A 17,898-nucleotide genomic window follows, 5' to 3' on the forward strand; every position below is an offset into this window, starting at 1 on the left:
CGCAACAGCAGACAACGCGACCAGCGTGACAGTGGACACGCGACTAGCACGACACGAGATGTACAACGTTTTTCTCCTCGCCGCTCGCCTGACGAACCAGACCATGAAGACCGAGGGCGGGAGCGACACGGCGAAGCGACACGCAGGCGAGCGCGCGGCCGACGCCGTCGAGGACGGCACCGTCGTCGGCCTCGGAACCGGCTCGACGGCCGCCTACGCGATCGAGGCCATCGGCCAGGCCGTCGCCGACGGTCTCGACGTTCGGGCCATCCCCACGTCGTTCCAGTCGCGCCAGCTGGCACTCGAGTACGACATTCCACTGACGACCCTCGATGCGGTCGACGGGGTGGATCTCGCGATCGACGGCGCGGATCAGGTGGTCGACGATCCCGAGTCGGCCGCACACGGCGCGCTCATCAAGGGCGGTGGGGGCGCACACGCCCGCGAGAAACTCGTCGATGCGGCCGCAGACCGCTTTTTGGTCGTCGCCGATCCGTCGAAACTCACGACCGAACTCGACCGGTCGGTTCCACTCGAAGTGCTGCCGGACGCCCACACCGTCGTCGCCGAGCGCGTTCGCGAACTGGACGGCGAGCCAACGCTTCGTGACGCCGAGCACAAGGACGGCCCGGTCGTCACCGACAACGGAAATCTACTTCTCGACTGCGAGTTCGGCGCGATCGAGGATCCAGACGCGCTCGCGACCACACTCGCCTCGATTCCGGGCGTCGTCGAACACGGCCTGTTCGTCGGGCTGGCCGACGCGACCTACGTCGGCACGGACGACGGTGTGGACGTTCGGACGTACTGATCTCAGCGGTCGTTTGCTGGTCCGATTGTCTTCTCTCCGTTACCCTCCTCGACAGTCGCAGGCGCATCCGCCCGCCCAGCAGCCAGCGCAGCGACCAGATAGACCACACCAAGCGCACGCGTGAGCGGCCCCACCCACGGCTTCACCTCGAGTTCGTCCGGATTCTCGTAGGCGACTCTGAGACCGAACTCGAGTGCCGACCGTGGCGCGAGCGCCATCGCGAGGCCGAGGCCGGCCAGCAGTGGGCGAGCGAGTGCGGGCGGACCGCGTTTGCGGACGGCGGCCCACGTGAACACGAGCGCTTCGAGTCGAGCCATCGGGATCGTCCACCGTCTGAGCCGGCCCTCACCGGGGTTTTCGAAGGCGATTCGCTCTGCAGCGCGGACGATGCGCCGCGGCGCGGCGAACTCGAGGATGCCGATCCCGGTCAGGAGGTGACGGAACATAGGCGGAATTCGACGGGAAGTGCCAAAAGCGTGTGTCTGGTGTGAGATACGAGTGGGCGGTCTGGTGGTGGTGAGAGTGAGAACGGATCGAACTCGAGACTCGAGGGCCCACACCTGCGCACCGAGAATGGACACCTTTTCAATACCGACACCCTCACCTTCGGATGGAGACGATTCGATGCCCGAAACATCCGACAGGAAAGACGACCACATCCGCATCATCGAGGAGGAAGACGTCGAGACGGCAGGCACCGGCTTTGCCGACATCGACCTCGTCCACGAGGCACTGCCGGAGATTCACCGCGACGAAATCGACACTACGATCGAGCTGTTCGGGCACGAGTTAGCGGCCCCGATCGTCATCGAGAGCATGACCGGCGGCCACCCCAACACGACCAAGATCAACCGCGCACTCGCCGAAGCCGCCCAGGAGACGAACATCGCCATGGGCGTTGGCAGCCAGCGCGCCGGCCTCGAACTCGACGACGAGGACCTGATCGAGTCCTACACCGTCGTCCGCGACGTCGCCCCCGACGCCTTCCTCTACGGCAACGTCGGCGCGGCACAGCTACTCGAGTACGACGTGGAGGACGTCGAGGCGGCCGTCGATATGATCGACGCGGACGCGATGGCGATCCACCTCAACTTCTTGCAGGAAGCCGTCCAGCCTGAGGGTGACGTCGACGCTCGGGGCTGTCTCGCCGAAATCGGCCACGTCGCGAGCGACCTCTCCGTGCCGGTCGTCGTCAAGGAGACGGGCAACGGTATCTCGCGCAAGACCGCGAGTCGCCTCACCGACGCCGGCGTTGACGCCATCGACGTGGCCGGCCAGGGCGGCACCACGTGGTCCGGCATCGAATCCTATCGCGCCGCCGCCGTCGGCGCGTCCCGCCAGGAGAAGATCGGGCAACTGTTTCGCGCCTGGGGCGTCCCGACTGCCGTGAGTACATTCGAGTCCGCGTCGATGCACGACTGTGTGATCGCAAGCGGCGGCGTCCGCTCGGGACTCGACATCGCGAAGGCAATCGCCCTCGGTGCTCGTGCGGGCGGTCTCGCCAAGCCGTTCCTCGGCCCGGCAGGCCAGGGCACCGATGCAGTCGTCGATTTGATCGAACAGCTCGAACTCGAACTGCGAACGGCGATGTTCGTCACGGGGTCGGCCTCCGTCGCTGACTTACAGGAAGCAGAGTACGTCGTTGGCGGCCGAACGAAGCAGTATCTCGACGAGCGCCAGCGTCGCCGGTAAGCGCTGACTCCTTTCCTCCCCTCTCGCGTCGTTATCTTGCTGGTTACTGACGGCCGTTTTCGGAACGTGATCGTTCAGTTGGTACTGATGCAGTGCCAGTGCCAGTACTAATATTCGTTCTCGTGTCAGTAGTTGTCCAGCCAACAAGCGTCAACGACTGTTACTGACAGTGACAGCGATAGCTATCGCTCACCAGTGTAACGTACGAAAGAATTGTGGTAAACGCTACCTTACAGGTCGCGCGGCTGGACCGTCTTTCGGTCGTTTGCCTCTGCGCGACGTGCAGCGTCTTCGAGGAGTTCGTCGACTTCCTCGTCGAGTGCGTCGTAGAAGTCCGAGGCGACGTTCTTGTCATCGAGCGCTTCCTTCACAGCAGCTTTGACGATAAGGTCTGCCATACGATGTAGCGATTTCCCTTTCCACCATATAAATGCTTTGGTTATTTACGGAAATACCGGGTCGTCAGCGGTTGCGACGCCCATTTCGGGGGGTCCGATCACCGGAAAGTATATGACTTATGAGTCACGCGAACGGTCTTTCACCCGTTCGAGCGCATCGATTCTGCTCGCGCGCGCCGCTGGGTCCTCTCGCGCGCGGTTTCGACACCTCCCTCGTCGGTCCGACGGATTCGAGTATCGCGGCCCCCCATCGAACGTATGCGCGAACTTCTCGATGCCGTCGCCGACGGCACCCTCTCTCCCGAACAGGCCGAGGCCGAACTCAATGGCTACGTCACCGGCGAGGCCGGCCGCTTCGACGCGGCCAGACAGTCACGACGAGGCATTCCCGAGGCGATCCTCGCCGAGGGCAAGTCCGCCGCACAGGTCGTCGCGCTCGCAGAGACCGCACTCGAGACGACCGACCGGGCGCTGCTCACTCGTGTCAGTGACGACCAGATCGACGCGCTCCGAACGGCGCTGGCCGATTCCGCGCCTGATGCGACGATCGAGCGCCGTGGCACGACCGTCCGCGTTGTCGGCTCCGACTTCGATCAGCCGACACTCGAGGCGACTGTCGGTATCGTGACGGCCGGCACGGTCGACAAGCCAGTCGCCGACGAAGCCGAAATCGTCTGTGCAGACGCCGGCGCAACGATCGACCGGGTGGACGACGTTGGCGTTGCGGCCCTCGCACGGACACTCGATCAGGTCGAGCGCTTTCGCGACGCGGACGTCTTGATCGTCGCCGCGGGGCGGGAGGGTGCGCTGCCGACCGTCATCGCCGGTCTCGTCGATACGCCGGTTATCGCGGTTCCCGTCTCGAGTGGCTACGGTCACGGCGGCGACGGTGAGGCAGCCTTGGCGGGCCTGCTCCAGTCCTGTACGGTGCTCTCGGTCGTCAACATCGACGCCGGCTTCGTTGCTGGCGCACAAGCGACCCTGATTTCGCGCGCGATCCATGGGGCTCAAGACTACTAAGGTTGTTCGTACCAAAAGATAATCTCAGTAGTGACAAACTGCATAACTCGTTCTAGGAAGGATTTTTATTTCTTCTACGAATAGTACTGGGTGCCGGTGAACTCGCCGGTGTAACCCATGCCCAAGTGTGACCACTGCGACGCGCACGTTTCCGAACGGTTCGCGCGTGTCTTCGCCGACGCACACGGCGAAATCCGCGCGTGTATTAGCTGCTCGGCCAATGCGGGGATCGCTGAAGCCTCACGCGAGCGTGCCCGTCAATTATAGTGCCAACCGACCCGACCCGCTACGAACTGCACACCTCAACTGACGACTCCGTACTCGGACGAGGTCCTTTTTGTTGCGTGTTGCCATCTCCTGTATGAGTTGTTGTCCAGCGTTTGCCAGCGTTCTCGGCCCCGTCGTTGATCCTCGCTGCTCGAGTCACAGGAATGTTTATTTGCAGACTGGACAAACCTTCTCGAAATGAGGCAGACAGTCGACCCCGACTTCGAGTTCGACCGCAGACCCGTGCTCTGGGGCGCGATTGCAGTCGTGATCCTGGGGTTCGCCGTGAACTTTCTCCTGAACCGACCGCTGTGGCTCGTTCTGGTCGCGCTGGTCGGTGGCGGTGTCGCGGCCGCACGGAGTGACTTCTACGAGGTCCCGGCCAACAACGGCGCCGTCGCAGCGGTCCTCGGGACGCTCGCGCTGATCCCGTTTCTGGCGTTCGCACGCGTCTCCTGGTTGTTCGGTATCGAGGGCAGCGGCGATACGCTGTTTCTCTCGGCCGTTCTCGGTCTCGCCTGGGTCGCCATCGTCCTCATTGTGCTCGCGCCGCTCGGATACGTTGGCGGGATGCTCGTCGATATGATCCGCCGCCGGATCGGCGGACCGATCGGCTACTGATCGCGACGTGGTTCGTCCACTCCAGCCACTGCGTTCGTGCAGTTCAAGCCACTGCGTCCAACTTTGGGTCGGGTACACAGCCTCACTCTCTGTCCTGTTCTACAGTCTTCGCTTATCCATCACAGCCACCCGGTCAATCCGATAGCATCCTTTTTCGGCCCCGTTTCCCTACACTCGTCCGATGTCGGAGCCAGACGCCACAGGTCACTCTGCCGGTGGGGGACAGTCGGAGAGAAACGGGACCAGCACCGACACCGGCACCAACCCCGACCCCGACGCCGGCACCGAACCCGACCCCGACACCGGCACCGAACCCGACACCGAAGCCGCCGACGGCCGCCACATCGTCTACGTACTCGAGTGCACCGACGGCTCGCTCTACACCGGCTATACGACCGACCTCGAGCGACGGGTCGCCGAGCATAACGCGGGCGAGGGCGCGAAGTACACCCGCGGGCGAACGCCGGTCGAAGTTTGCTATCACGAACGCTACGAGACGCGCTCGGCCGCCATGTCTCGTGAGTACGAGATCAAGCAGTTGACCCGCACACAGAAGGTGCGACTCGTTGGCCTCGAGTGAGGCCCCGATTGTGGCGCACTTCGAGTACGGGAGTCGGTCGCCACAGGGGGGTTCGAAGAACAGGCATGAACCGGTCGGATCTCTCTGGGAATCCACCGGCAAGCGTTCTTTGCCCGCGGCTACTGCCTACCGGCGAACGGCGTTCGAACTGCTCCGCTATCGACGCAATTGTGTCTTCAGATAGTATTTATCTCCATCTCTCCGAAAAATAGATAGTGGCGGTTGCTGTCCGTACGAACGATATGGACATTGACGATCTCAAACAGCCGGAGTATACTGGCGAGAATCGCTGCCTACCGTGTACGCTGGTCAACCTGGCGATTGCCGCGGTTGCTGGCTGGCTCGTCGCTCGGAAACACAGGGCCGCCGGCATCCTCGTGCTTGCCGTCTCGACTGCGATAATCTACTTTCGTGGCTATCTCGTCCCCGGGACGCCGACGTTAACCAAACGGTATCTGCCGGCGGACGTGTTACGCCTGTTCGGCAAGGAGCAAGACCCCGAAATCGCCGGCGGGTTCCAGGGCGTCGATGCCGGTACGGTCTCGAGTGGAGCCGATGTCGACTCGATGGCCAACGAGCAGATCGGCATCGACACCACTGACGCTCACGCTGGCGTTGACACGACCGACCCGGACGACGCTACCGTCCACTTCGATCCGATGGTCGAGCCGCCCGGCCCCGACGCAACGGTGCAGTCTGAACCGCCGGCTCACTATGTCGACGGCGACGATGACGGTGATGGCGACGACGACGGTGGTTCCGATCCCGAAGCCATCGACCTCGAGGCGTACTTCCTCGAGCACGAGGTCATCGAGCCCTGCGAGGACATCGATGACCTCTGTCTCACCGCAGCATTCGACCGGGTCTGGTTCGACGAAATCGACGCCGTTGACGTGGAATCCATCGAGCGTGCCGACATCGTCGAGGCGTTCGACTTCGAGGCTGACCTCGACGAGTTGGATCTCGAGCCCCGCGGCGACGGCCTGGTCCTCCGTGCAAACCGCCAGGCCGTTGGACGGTGGCCGTCCAGGACGGCGTTACTCGCCGATGTCGCCGCGAGTCGCACCCTCGCGGAGTGGATGCCCGACTGGGACACACACGACCCGCAGATGAAGGGCGAGATCTGTAACGCGCTCCGAATGTTCTTAGAGGAGTGTCCGACCGGCGGCGATGTACACATGACGGAGGAGGTTGTCGAGTCCTGTTGTACGTCCCACGACGTGATCGCCGTGATCTGCGAGAAGTCGGGCGATCGGCTGTTCGAGCATCGCTTCGACGCGGCCGAGGCCTAATACGGACTGCCGTATCGACGTCCCGATTCGACCGTAGCCGTATTGCAGTTGGGCCGGCAATGACGTCCAGTAAACAGTCTGTGTCGCGTTCGTCTCGTGTTGAACCGGTCGTCGTTCAATCGTCGTCGGCCGCCCGCGTCGACGTGACACTGGGATCGATGAACGCGTACTCGGCGAGGTTCTGCCCGAGCTTTTCTACCCGCTCTTGCAGGTCGGTGTCGCGGAACCGACGCCCGTCAATGGCGTCGGGGTCGTTCTCGAACTTCGCCTTTGCGTTGCGAAGACCAACCTGGTGGGGCAGGACCCAGCCGTGGACGCCCCGCACCGTGATTCGGAGGTGGTCGAGCGTCGAGCCGTAGCTGCCGCCGCCGGCGGTCGCGAGCAGGCCGACGGTGGTGTCCTCGTACTCATCCCAGCCGCAGTAGTCGTGGAAGTTCTTCAGTGCACCCGAGTACGAGCCGTGGTAGACCGGCGTGCCGAGGGCGACGGCGTCTGCCTCCCGCACGAAGGCTTTCACCTCCTGTTCGTCGCCCTGCTCGTCGACGTCGGGATCGTAAAGCGGCAGGTCGTACTCGCGGAGGTCGAGCAGCGTCGTTTCGGCACCGGCCTCGGCGGCTGCTCGCAGGACGTACTGCAGTGCGGTTCGCGTGTAGCTCTCCTCGCGAAGGCTTCCGCTGACTGCGAGGACGGAGGGTGTGGAGCGGCTCATTGGTTGAGGTAACGTGAACTGGCCCAATGTGCGTGTCGCTTCGATGTGCGTGTAACCCACGTACCGGCCCGTCTGTACAGTTACCCGTGCTGCAAGTCTATCGTCTCGACCAGTGGACTGCAGCGTCGCTTTTTTCGCATCCGGCAGTGAGTCCACGCCTATGGACGCCATCACGTTCGGCACCGACGGCTGGCGAGCGACACTCGAGACGTTCACGACGCCGCGCGTCCGCATGGTCGGCCAGGGCGTCGCGACGTACCTCACCGATGAGGGTTGGGACGCCCCCGTCGTCGTCGGCTACGACGCCCGCGAGAGTTCCCGCGGATTTGCTGAAGAACTCGCCAGAGTGCTGTGTGCGAACGGCTTCGACGTGCTACTCCCCGAGCGAGACTGCCCGACGCCGCACGTGGCCCACGCGATCGTCGAGCGTGACCTTGCTGGCGGCCTCGCGATCACTGCCTCGCATAATCCCCCGGAGTACAACGGTGTGAAGTTCATTCCCCACACCGGCGCGCCGGCACTCCCCGACGTCACGGACGCGATCGCCGACCGTCTCGCGGAGCCGGACCCGCTTCCCGACTCCGAGCACGGCTCCGTCCGGGAGGTTGATCTCGCGACGCCACACGCCGACGCGGTGTTCAATCTCGTCGGGTCGATCACTGAACGCGGCGAGGGCGATCCCGATCCCACCCTCGACCTTGGCGAAACAGACCTGACCGTCGCCTACGACGCCATGCACGGCAGCGGCCGCGGCGTCACGGACGCCGCCCTCGAGCGCGCTGGCCTCACCGTCGAGCGCCTGCGCTGTGAGCGCGACCCCGACTTCGGCGGCGGCGCACCCGAACCGGCCGCAGAGCACCTGACCGACCTGATCGATTCGGTTACCGACCCCGACAGCGCACCTACCCTCGGTCTCGCAAACGACGGCGACGCCGACCGACTCGCCGTCGTCACACCCGCCCGCGGCTATCTCGACGAGAACCTCTTTTTTGCCGCGCTGTACGATTTCCTCCTCGAGTCCGACGCCGGCCCGGCGGTCCGCTCGGTCTCGACGACGTATCTCATCGACCGCGTCGCCGAGGCGCACGACGAGGCCGTCCACGAGGTCCCGGTCGGCTTCAAATGGGTCGCCCAGGCGATGGCCGACCACGACGCCCTCGTCGGCGGCGAGGAGTCCGGCGGCTTCACCGTTCGCGGCCACGTCCGCGAGAAGGACGGCGTCCTCGTCGCGCTGCTCGCAGCCGCCATGCACGCCGCGGAACCGATCGACGACCGAGTCGACCGACTGCTCGAGGCCCACGGGACCGTCGTCCAGGACAAGAGCAGCGTCGACTGTCCCGACGAGGAGAAGGCGCGCGTGCTCGGTGCACTCGAGTCGGAAATCCCTGAAACCGTCGCCGGCACGACGGTTGCGGACGTGAACACCGCGGATGGATTCAAGCTGCTACTCGAGGACGGTTCGTGGCTGCTCGTGCGCCCGAGCGGGACGGAGCCCGTGTTGCGAGTCTACGCCGAGGCCGAGACGGACGACCGCGTGGCGACGCTGCTCGACGCTGGCGAGTCATTGGTCGAACCGCTCGTCGAGTCACACGGCTGAGCGATTGGGCCGGTGACCAGTCAGCCGGTGGGCTGGTTGCGTGTTCCGGGCTTGCACTTACCGGCTCGGTCGTCGATGAGTCGGACATGGACAATCGACGCGAGGACGCCGCCTACACCGAGTTAGATCCGGACACTTGGCACCAGAACGACGAGGGGAGCTACTACATCGACTGCCCCGAGTGTGGCTCGGCGGCGACGCTGATGAACGTGGTTCAACACGGCCGCTGTAACGGCTATCTCGACCAGCGAGCGGGAGAGACCGAACTCGACGAGGAGGCGATGGGCTGTACGGCGACGCTCTGGTTCGAACTCGGATATGTTTCGAATCCGGAATCTGAGGACGAGGCGACGGCTGGCGACGATGTAGCCGCTGATGGTAACGCGAGGGCTGCTGAGGACGACACAGAGACGAGCATCGAGTCTGACGAGGGAGTCCCAGCAGAGGGAGAACCGGTGGGAGCGGAGGGAACGGTAGACGAAGATCAGGAAAACTGAATTGACTGAATTGACTGAACTGACTGAACTGGTTGAACTGAGTCTCCAAATCGTCAGTCGTCAATTCGCCGCGCCGGCACACCGACCACCGTCGTACCCGGTTCGACATCGTCGGTGACGACCGAACCAGCACCGACAGCCGCCTCTTCACCGATCGTAATATCACCGAGTAGCGTCGCGTTCGCGCCGATTTTCACGCCGTCCTCGACCGTTGGATGTCGCTTGACCGGCTCGTTCGTGTCGCCGCCGAGGGTGACGCCGTGGTACATGTGTACGTCGTCACCGACTTCGGCGGTCTCGCCAATGACGACACCCATCCCGTGGTCGATCGTAACCCGCCGTCCGACCGTCGCGGCGGGATGGATTTCGACGCCCGTCAGGAGTCGAACGAGATGCGACAGGAGGCGGGCGAGCAGCCGAAAGCCGCTATTCCAGAGCCGGTGAGTGACTCGGTGTCCCCAGACGGCGTGGACGCCGGGATAGGTGAGCGCGACCTCGAGACACCGGCGTGCGGCCGGGTCCCGGTCGCACATCGCCCGCGTGTCCTCGCGTAGTCGTCCGATCATCTCCCACTTGCCTCCCTGCTGTCGGGACGACGCTGATGCTCACTCCGTTGGCCGCCCGCTGTCGCTGGCGTGTACCATCGACAACACCGGCGTTCGACGTATCGTGGTCGATTCCTGCCGGTACACGCGCGGTCGCCGGAGACAACCATACGCCACCATATATCGGTACCCTGCCTAAAAGGTTCGATTCGGCTGCTCTTCGGGGCCGTGTACCGCTTCTCACAGTTGGTCCTATCCACCTACACGGTACCTGCTCTCTCGTCTGCACCGCGTCGATTCCACACTACTTCGATTACTTTCCTCGTGCGAGCCGACTCCCAATCCGATCCGGGAGTCCCGCCTCCTCGACTGCCTCTTGCACCGCCTCTACGTCGTACTCGACGCGATGCGTCTCGACGGTCATCGCCGCCAGGTCCACGACCGCATAGCCCGCTCGCGGATCACCATCTCGTGGCTGGCCGACGCTCCCCGGATTGATCACGATCCCCTCCGCGAAGCGTTCGACCCCCTGTACGTGCGTGTGACCGAGCACCAGCACGTCTTCCTCGTCGAGCAACTGCGCCGAGAACTCCTCCGGATACGTATACCGCGAGTAGCGTTGTGGATCATCTGGATGCCCGTGGACCAACTTGACGCGCCCGTCGCACTCGAGTCGCTCCGTCGGCAATCCCTCGAGCCACGCGCGCTGGTCTGCTGTTAGCTGGTCGCGAGCGTGCTCGACGCCCGCCCGCGCCATTCCGTTGAATCGGAACGGGGTCTCGCCAGCGACGGCGGCGTCGTGGTTCCCGAGCACGGTCGGGACGTCCCGCTTGTGCAACTCGTCGACGCACTCTCCTGGCCAGGGGTTGTAGCCGACGACGTCGCCGGCACAAAGGAGTTCGTCGACCGGCGGCATGTCCGCGAGGACCGTCTCGAGAGCGACCCGATTCCCGTGGATGTCCGAGATGAGACCGACCTTCATAGCTGTCACTCACCATTCACTGTCGCGAGACAGTTGTAGGTTGCTCACGCAGCGCACAATAGACACAGTCGGGCAGCGCCGCCTTAGTCCCCGTTCTCAATCGCCGTCTCGAAGCCGTCCTCGGTTCGGACGACCCCCGCCGCACACACCGCGTGTTCGTACTCGAGTGCATAGCTCTCGCTGGCTGCGTCCGCGGCGCTCTCGGCGTCGAAGTCGATCGGCTCCGGTGCGTCCTTCTCGTAGGTCGCCACGAGCGTTGGCTCGTCGACGGTCTCGACGAGCAGTGCGTCCTTTCGGACGGTTCCGATCAGTGCCTCGCCGTCATCAGTGATCGTCGCCGCGATCCGTGGCGTGTCGTAGTCGTCCTTCTCGTAGTCGAGTGCGAGCAGACTCTCCGCGAGTGCGTCCCGTGCCGGGTAGCCTAACTCGAGTTTCTCCGCGATTGGGTCGACGTGCGAGCCGTTACCGAAGGCGACCGTCTCGCCGGTCGGTGTTTCGACGACGCGCAGGCAGTTGTAGGAGACGTACGGGTTGTCGGTGTCCGGCGCATCCTCGGTCGGACCGACGGTCAGTGCCTCAGCATCGTCTCGCGCAGTGATTGCTCGGTTCGGGAACGACCGTGAGGAGACGCGGTACGCGCCACCCTCCGGGCCAACGACGACGAATCGTCCGACGTACATACTCGAGTATGCTTGGGTTGGGAGAATAGTGGTGTCGGTTCGCGATCACACGAGTAGCGTACTCCCATCCGCTTTCCGTCTGCGGGTTTATATTAGATGCTGGAACGAACGGAGGTGTGACTACGGAAGACGAATGTATCGAGGCACTCCGGGAGGCTGCCGAACGACTTGGTGAGTCGCCGACGAAGGCACAGTACGAGGAACTCGGGCTGACACCTGCCTCTGCGACGATCATTCGAACGTGTGGTGGCTAGAACGACGCGAAGGAACGGGCCGTACTCGAGACATCGTACTCGAGAGGGTCTCGAGTAAGACCGAAGCCAGACGATATTGAACTTCTCAAGGAACGTCCTGGGATGCACTCTCTGTGACTCACGTTGTCTCGCTCATCTGAGTTCGTAACACTCTAATACGAACCCCAACTACAGACTGGTACGACGTTGGTAGCCGACACCGGCGGCGTCATGTCAAGTCCATTGGGGTAGCGGCCAATCCTGAAGCCTTCTGGGGGCTTCGACCCTGGTTCGAATCCAGGATGGACTACTTCTCACATTTCAACTCGAGTTCACTCGGAGTCTCTTCTCCGGGTCTCCAGTTGAAACGAAGGGGTCTGGTCAGGTATCTCACCCAGTGACGACGAAGCAGGTCGCGAGTGCTATTGGCGTCGACCCCAACGGCTATAATTCGCGGACGTGTTCCCTAAATTATGAAGAGACGAACGCTTCTCCGAGCGACTGGTGGCGCGGTTCTCGGTGGTTCGGTCGGTCTCGCTGGGTGTCTAGACCAGTTTTCGGATTCCGAATCCGGCGATACCGACTCTCACGACTTCCCGGCGGACTACGAAACCGAGACGTTCGACGGCCAGACCGTCCCGTTCGCACCGCTCGAGGACGTCGCTGAGTGGTGGGAGAACGACGAGGCCCGATTTGTCGACGCGCGGACCCAGGTGCAGTACGACGAGGCCCACATCGAGGGTGCCGTCTTCAGCCCCTCACCGGACGGACTGGAATCGGCCGACCCGGTTGCAGAGTGGGACACTGACACGCGAATCGTCACCTACTGCGTCTGCCCGATCGCACAGGCGGGCCAACGAGCGGCGACACTTCTCGATAACGGCTACACGGACGTCTACGGCCTTGCAGACGGATTCAACCCCTGGCGCGAGAACGGCTACCCCGTTGAGAGCAACGACGGCCAGGCGTCGCTGTCGACCTACGAAATCGAGGGCGAGACGGACCCCGCGGACGCCGGCGAGTACGCACTCGCGGTCCATCCCGAGACCGGCCAGCGCGAAGCCAGCCGTATCGACGCGGACGGCGGGTACGAACTGTCGCTGCACTTCGTCGACGTTCCCGACTCGTCGCTACTCGAGTTGCGGACGCCAAGCTACGAACTCGAGGGGACGATCGAGGAGTTCTCGTCGGCGACTGTTCAGGTCTGAGTCTGCGTCGTCACTGCTCGCGCGGTTCCGTTTCCTCACTGGTCGCGTACGCACCCGCACGCTCGAGTACCCCTCGCTTTCGGAGCACGCTGGGCGTACGACAGATACCGGGTGCGCCGGTAGCCTGCGGGACGGTGCAGTTGTTGCAGCTATCACAGAGGACGCGTGGCGCGGTATTCTCGTCAATAAGAGTGGAATCCACGTCGATATCAAGCAGCCGCGCACCGAGTCGGGGTTCGGCGTAGAACGGCCGAGCCATGCCGACCATATCGCATGCAGGCTCGGTCTCCTGCCCGGATTCGACGCCTCCGTTCTCCTCGTCCGCGCCGAGCAATCGATCCATCTCAGCGCGCTCTCGAATCCCACCTTCTGCGAGTACCGGAATCGACACCGCCTCGCGAACCCGTCGGCAAAACTCCTCGTTCCAGGCTGGCTCGAACCCGTACTGCAGCGACTGGACCCAGTTTGCGAGCGAGACGAGTCGTCGTCGTGCAGGCCCACCGAAGGCCGCGTCGTACGCCTCCTGTAAGTTGTCGTTTGCCCATGCTCGCTCCGGGTATTCGCCACGCACGATACTCATATCCCAGACGACCGATGTCTGGACCGGCACCACGGCGTCGTAGCCGATCCGCTCGAGTCGGCGCGCAATTTCGACGCCGTCCGAGAGCGAGAGTTTCCGCCGAACGATCGGCGGGGGTGGTGCGGGCGTCTCTGCTGGCACCTTGGTTACGACTGGAACGTCGCCCGCCCGCTCACGAATTTCGTCGTGGACCAGCGCGAGGAACTCGAGTCGGGCCTCGGGCGAGCCCCCAAACTCGTCGTCGCGGCGGTTGTAGAACGGCGAGAGGAACTGCTGGATGATCCCCATGTTCGCTGCGGCGAGGTGGATGCCGTCGTAGCCCGCATCGACGGCGGACGCGGCCGCGCGGCCGAAATCCGCCGCGAGGTCATACACCTCGTCGGTCGAGAGCACATGCGGGTCGTACGAGAGAAACCCGAGTCGGTCGAGCAGGCGCAGCTGCCACGGTGGTTGTGACACCGCTAGTTGCTCGAGATCAGGATGCTTGGCGCGATACTCGGCATTCCAGGTCTCCATGCTCCGAAGGCCGCCGTGCTCGAGTTGGATGAAAATCCGACCACCGTGGTCGTGAATCCGGTCGGTCAGTCGCGACAGCCGTGAGACGAACGCGGGGTCGTGCACGCGAGTCATCCCTGGTGCAGCGCACCCGCCCTCGCCGCGAACGATGGTTGCACCCTGGAAAATGAGGCCCACTCCCGACGCTGCGGCCGGCTCGAGGTCGTCGATCAGCGCGTCGACTGCATCAGGGCCGTTGCCCGCGCACTCGAGTAGCGGCGCGCGGTAGAGCCGGTTGGGGATCGTCACGCCGCCGATGGTGAGGGGGTCCTCGAGGGTGGCCATCTGTGTTGGTAACGGCGGTTCAACGGGGATGGATAAGAGTGTGCTGTCGGTTTGTCGGTTTTCGGTTGCGTGTACCGGTTGGGGACGATCTCCGTGTGCTAGTGCTACTTCTCGACTTCGAGCAACGCCACCCGCTCACGAACCAGTGCCCCGAGCGAGGCGTCCGTCGCGGCGCGTTCGGCGCCGGTGATGTCGAAGAACGATTGCAAGGTTTCCTCGTCGGTGTCGTCGAGCGTCGGTTCGGGCTCGACGAACGTCTCGAGTTCGGTGATCGCCTCGCGGGCGGCCTCGAGGTCGCCGCGTCCGTTCTCCGTCGACCCGGCGTGGTCGATGAGAACGACGGCGCGAGTCTCGCCCTCGCTGACGCCCATCTCGAGTGCCTGGTCGATCTGCCGTCGGCCCGCGGCATAGAGCAGTATCTCGACTGCCCGGTCGCGAGCGACGTTCTCGCCGCGGTCGATCGCACGGTCGGCGAACTCGACGGTTCGCTGGAGGTGTTGCTGGCCGGCGACGTATCGTGCGTCGAAGGCCTGTATCGTCACGCCGTGGCGCTCGCTGATCTCGCCCAGGTCGGTGACGAACGCATCGAGGTCGTCGACTGCGAGGCGGCACTCGAGTAGCTCCGGGTCCATTAGAAATCACCCAGGCTGGATTGGTTGTCGTCGGCGTCTGTGTCTGTGTTTGTGTCTGTGTCGCCCTCAGTAGCGTCTCCACCGGTGCTCGGTTGGTCGCCACTCGAGTTGGCCGACTCCGACCCGGAGCCGCCCTCAACCGGAATCGGCTCGACGCCGTCCATCGACGGATCCTCGCGGCCGGCGTTCTCGAGGATGTTCTCGGCCGTCTTCTTGCCCTTGAGCACGTGCAGGATGACGCCCTTGTCCGCGGATCGGAGGGCTGCGGGCTCTTCGATGCCGGCCGCGTAGAGCCGCCGGGCGCGCTTGCGACCAATGCCGCTCACCGAAACGAGCTCGAGTAGTTCCTCGCCGACGCCGTGTTCGACGCGGGCGCGGGCCTCGCGGACCGCGACGGCCCACTCGCTGCCGATTTCGCTCGCGAGCGACTCTGCCGCGCCGAGCAGCCACTCGGCGGTGTCGATCTTGCCGCGGAGGTCGCCTGGGCCGATCTTGTACCGTTCGGTGATCTGTTCCTCGTCGTCCTCGGTCGCCCAGTCCTCGAGTAGCTTACCGGTCTTGAGGGCGGCGAGCCAGTCCTCGAAGCGCTCTTCCTCGAACTCGCTGGGTGCGTCGCCGAGCAGTTCGCGCTCGCGTTCGTAGTAGAGTTCGCCGAACTTCTCGTCCTCGCCCGAGCGCAGGTAGAGTTCGTACATGTCTGGCGTGCGCGAGACGAGCTGGTAGAGCCCGAGGGCCGTCGGGCGCTCGTCGGCGTCCTCGAGTCCGTGGACGATTTCGGCGGCGCTCATCGGGTCGAGGTAGAGCCGTGAGACGGTGTGGCCGAGGCTGGTGGCCTCGAGGTCCTCTTCTTGACCGGTTGTGCCCCCGCTGTCACCGCCACCACCGCTGTCGGCCAGATCGGCCGCCGACGTGAACGCGCTCGCCGCGTCTGCCTCGCTGTTGAGCGTATCCTCGGGACCGCCGCTGCGCTCGATAAAGTCGTTGCGCTCGAGATAGCTCAACACGTCGTCGGTCACCCGCTCGAGCCGTCCCCCCTCGCTCGACTGGCTCGCGTAGAGCGTCGCCTCGAGGAACTCGAGTAACCCTTCGCGTGTACGAGCGAATCCGGAGGCGATGGTCGCGAGGACGTGCGTCCGAAGCGCTGGCTCTGCGGCCAGCTTCGAGCGGACTGGCTCGGGGTCGGCCCAGACGTAGCGGTCGAACAGCTCCTGACTCTCGTCGTGGCTCTTTGCGAGCAGGACGGCCTCGCCGTAGGGGTCGAGACCGGGGCGACCTGCCCGGCCCATCATCTGGTGGACCTCGAGCACGTCGAGCGGGGCCATCCCACCCGCGCTCGGGTCGAAGCGCCGCCAGTCGCGGACGATGACGCGCCGGGCCGGCGTGTTCACACCGGCGGCGAGCGTCGGCGTTGCGGAGATGACCTTCAGCAGTCGATCACGGAAGGCGTCCTCGACCAGACTGCGCTGGGTACTCGAGAGGCCTGCGTGGTGGAACGCCGAGCCGCGCTCGACGCAGTCGGCGAGGTCCTGACTCGTCTCGGTGTCGCTGTCCTCGCGGATCTCGGTGGCCAGTGCTTCCAGATCGCTTCGCTCGCCGGCGGTCAGTTCGCGACTCGAAACCTGTCCGAGCCTGCGCGCCGCGGCCTCGGCGTTTCGCCGGGAGTTGACGAACACGAGCGAGGAGCCGCCCTCCTGAAGGATGTCGCGGACGAGTGCGGCTTCCTGCTTTTCGCCGGCTTCGACGGGAACCTCCCGCGTCTCGCCGTCGTCGAAGTTGAGTGCGTTGCCGTAGTGGACGCCCATCTGGAGGTCGATCGGCCGCCAGTCGGTGTCGACCAGCTCGGCGTCGAGCCAGTCGGCGAGTTCGTCCGCGTTGCCGACGGTTGCAGAGAGTGCGACGACCTGCAGTTGCGGGTTGAGCCGCCGGAGTTTGGCGAGGGTCACCTCGAGTGTCGGGCCGCGGTTTCGGTCGTCGATCAGGTGCACCTCGTCGCTGACGACGCAGGTCAGGTCGGAGAGCCAGTCCGCGCCGTTTCGCACGAGTGAGTCAACCTTCTCGCTGGTCGCGACGATGATGTCTTTCGTGGCGAGCCACTCGCTGGTCGACTCGTAGTTGCCGGTGGCGACACCGGTCGTAACGCCGAACTCCTCGTAGGCGTCGAACTCGGCTTTCTTCTCGCTGGCCAGGGCTCGCAGCGGGACGATGTACAGCGCCTTCCCGCCGCGCTTTACGGCGGAGAGCATCGACAGCGCGGCGATCATGGTCTTGCCGCTGGCGGTGGGGACGGCGGCGACGAGGTTCTCGCCCTCGGTCGCACCGGCCTCGACGGCCTCGGCCTGCGGCGGGTAGAGCTCCTCGATACCCTGCTCCTGGAAGTGCGAGCGGGTACCGGGCGGGAGCCCCGACAGCTCCTCGACGTTCATTACCCGTGATTGGCGCGTCTTTCGGTTTAAACTGTCGTCTCTCGAGCCGGCATCGGTCTCGTCGGAGTGCTGTCGTGAGTAGTGAGTGACGCGTACGCTTGTGCTCTCTCCCCGAGCCGCCGTGCTTGTCCCAGTACGGAAACCGTGGCTCGTGACCCGACTGACTCCAGCGAGCATGACGAGACCCGGATTCACCACCTCGAGTGTACGGTCGTCATTCCAACGCTGGGTGAGATTCGTTCCGACGACGTCGGGAGCAGTCTCAGCCGGCGATAGACCGATCCCTGTGGC

General features: G+C 64.3%; 19 protein-coding genes, 1 tRNA gene and 1 pseudogene. 12 read left to right on the forward strand and 9 right to left on the reverse strand.

What is annotated here, in order from left to right:
* The first annotated feature begins 103 nt into the window (after positions 1-103).
* A complete protein-coding gene (gene rpiA / locus C483_RS10875; protein ID WP_193787508.1) occupies positions 104-811 on the forward strand; it encodes a ribose-5-phosphate isomerase RpiA in 708 nt (235 codons plus the stop codon).
* Between the two features lie 2 nt (positions 812-813).
* Here rpiA and C483_RS10880 read toward each other — a convergent pair whose 3' ends face one another.
* Positions 814-1,257, reverse strand: a complete 444-nt coding sequence (locus C483_RS10880) for a hypothetical protein (protein ID WP_006653410.1) — start codon at positions 1,255-1,257, stop codon at positions 814-816.
* A 178-nt stretch (positions 1,258-1,435) separates the two neighbouring features.
* Between C483_RS10880 and fni the strand changes: the two genes are divergently transcribed.
* Positions 1,436-2,503: a type 2 isopentenyl-diphosphate Delta-isomerase gene (fni, locus tag C483_RS10885; protein ID WP_006653411.1), complete on the forward strand. Its 1,068-nt coding sequence runs from the start codon at positions 1,436-1,438 to the stop codon at positions 2,501-2,503.
* A 230-nt stretch (positions 2,504-2,733) separates the two neighbouring features.
* Here fni and C483_RS10890 read toward each other — a convergent pair whose 3' ends face one another.
* Positions 2,734-2,901: a DUF1931 family protein gene (locus tag C483_RS10890; protein WP_004267503.1), complete on the reverse strand. Its 168-nt coding sequence runs from the start codon at positions 2,899-2,901 to the stop codon at positions 2,734-2,736.
* 258 nt (positions 2,902-3,159) lie between these two features.
* On the opposite strand from C483_RS10890, the gene larB reads away from it, so the two are divergent.
* From larB to C483_RS10910, 5 genes are all read left to right on the forward strand, one after another.
* On the forward strand, positions 3,160-3,921 hold the full coding sequence (larB, locus tag C483_RS10895; protein ID WP_006653412.1) for a nickel pincer cofactor biosynthesis protein LarB: 762 nt from the start codon (positions 3,160-3,162) through the stop codon (positions 3,919-3,921).
* A 117-nt stretch (positions 3,922-4,038) separates the two neighbouring features.
* Positions 4,039-4,188: a DUF7563 family protein gene (locus tag C483_RS21350; protein ID WP_012996607.1), complete on the forward strand. Its 150-nt coding sequence runs from the start codon at positions 4,039-4,041 to the stop codon at positions 4,186-4,188.
* Positions 4,189-4,386: 198 nt separating this feature from the next.
* The gene (locus C483_RS10900) at positions 4,387-4,809 is read left to right on the forward strand and encodes a DUF5518 domain-containing protein (protein WP_006653413.1); all 423 of its coding nucleotides are present in this window, start codon (positions 4,387-4,389) and stop codon (positions 4,807-4,809) included.
* Between the two features lie 343 nt (positions 4,810-5,152).
* On the forward strand, positions 5,153-5,389 hold the full coding sequence (locus C483_RS21170; RefSeq protein WP_049912596.1) for a GIY-YIG nuclease family protein: 237 nt from the start codon (positions 5,153-5,155) through the stop codon (positions 5,387-5,389).
* Positions 5,390-5,631: 242 nt separating this feature from the next.
* On the forward strand, positions 5,632-6,681 hold the full coding sequence (locus C483_RS10910; protein ID WP_006653415.1) for a hypothetical protein: 1,050 nt from the start codon (positions 5,632-5,634) through the stop codon (positions 6,679-6,681).
* 115 nt (positions 6,682-6,796) lie between these two features.
* On the opposite strand, the gene C483_RS10915 is transcribed toward C483_RS10910, so the two are convergent.
* Positions 6,797-7,390, reverse strand: a complete 594-nt coding sequence (locus C483_RS10915) for an NADPH-dependent FMN reductase (protein WP_006653416.1) — start codon at positions 7,388-7,390, stop codon at positions 6,797-6,799.
* Positions 7,391-7,550: 160 nt separating this feature from the next.
* Between C483_RS10915 and C483_RS10920 the strand changes: the two genes are divergently transcribed.
* Together C483_RS10920 and C483_RS10925 are read left to right on the forward strand one after the other, a co-directional pair.
* On the forward strand, positions 7,551-8,987 hold the full coding sequence (locus C483_RS10920) for a phosphoglucosamine mutase (RefSeq protein ID WP_006653417.1): 1,437 nt from the start codon (positions 7,551-7,553) through the stop codon (positions 8,985-8,987).
* Positions 8,988-9,073: 86 nt separating this feature from the next.
* A complete protein-coding gene (locus tag C483_RS10925) occupies positions 9,074-9,484 on the forward strand; it encodes a hypothetical protein (RefSeq protein WP_006653418.1) in 411 nt (136 codons plus the stop codon).
* A 53-nt stretch (positions 9,485-9,537) separates the two neighbouring features.
* Here the strand turns inward: C483_RS10925 and cysE are convergent, their stop codons facing one another.
* The 3 genes from cysE to C483_RS10940 all read right to left on the reverse strand — a co-directional run bounded on the left by cysE (position 9,538) and on the right by C483_RS10940 (position 11,691).
* Positions 9,538-10,050: a serine O-acetyltransferase gene (gene cysE, locus C483_RS10930; RefSeq protein WP_006653419.1), complete on the reverse strand. Its 513-nt coding sequence runs from the start codon at positions 10,048-10,050 to the stop codon at positions 9,538-9,540.
* Positions 10,051-10,342: 292 nt separating this feature from the next.
* The gene (locus C483_RS10935; protein ID WP_006653420.1) at positions 10,343-11,011 is read right to left on the reverse strand and encodes a metallophosphoesterase family protein; all 669 of its coding nucleotides are present in this window, start codon (positions 11,009-11,011) and stop codon (positions 10,343-10,345) included.
* 83 nt (positions 11,012-11,094) lie between these two features.
* The gene (locus C483_RS10940; protein WP_006653421.1) at positions 11,095-11,691 is read right to left on the reverse strand and encodes an IMP cyclohydrolase; all 597 of its coding nucleotides are present in this window, start codon (positions 11,689-11,691) and stop codon (positions 11,095-11,097) included.
* Between the two features lie 116 nt (positions 11,692-11,807).
* Between C483_RS10940 and C483_RS19525 the strand changes: the two are divergent.
* From C483_RS19525 to C483_RS10950, 3 genes and pseudogenes are all read left to right on the forward strand, one after another.
* Positions 11,808-12,061: pseudogene (locus tag C483_RS19525) on the forward strand (homing endonuclease associated repeat-containing protein); the annotation flags it as partial.
* Positions 12,062-12,161: 100 nt separating this feature from the next.
* Positions 12,162-12,234 (forward strand) — tRNA-Gln (locus C483_RS10945).
* Between the two features lie 163 nt (positions 12,235-12,397).
* Positions 12,398-13,132 (forward strand): rhodanese-like domain-containing protein, encoded by a 735-nt coding sequence (locus C483_RS10950; protein WP_006653423.1) that lies wholly within the window; start codon positions 12,398-12,400, stop codon positions 13,130-13,132.
* 10 nt (positions 13,133-13,142) lie between these two features.
* On the opposite strand, the gene C483_RS10955 is transcribed toward C483_RS10950, so the two are convergent.
* From C483_RS10955 to C483_RS10965, 3 genes are all read right to left on the reverse strand, one after another.
* On the reverse strand, positions 13,143-14,552 hold the full coding sequence (locus C483_RS10955; protein WP_006653424.1) for an oxidoreductase: 1,410 nt from the start codon (positions 14,550-14,552) through the stop codon (positions 13,143-13,145).
* Positions 14,553-14,656: 104 nt separating this feature from the next.
* Positions 14,657-15,184 (reverse strand): KEOPS complex subunit Cgi121, encoded by a 528-nt coding sequence (cgi121, locus tag C483_RS10960; protein ID WP_006653425.1) that lies wholly within the window; start codon positions 15,182-15,184, stop codon positions 14,657-14,659.
* Entirely contained in the window at positions 15,184-17,607 is a 2,424-nt protein-coding gene (locus C483_RS10965; protein ID WP_006653426.1) for an ATP-dependent DNA helicase, read from the reverse strand. Before C483_RS10965 ends, cgi121 begins: the two co-directional genes overlap by 1 nt.
* Positions 17,608-17,898 lie beyond the last annotated feature (291 nt).

This window comes from Natrialba hulunbeirensis JCM 10989 (assembly GCF_000337575.1).
Taxonomy (GTDB): Archaea; Halobacteriota; Halobacteria; order Halobacteriales; family Natrialbaceae; genus Natrialba; species Natrialba hulunbeirensis.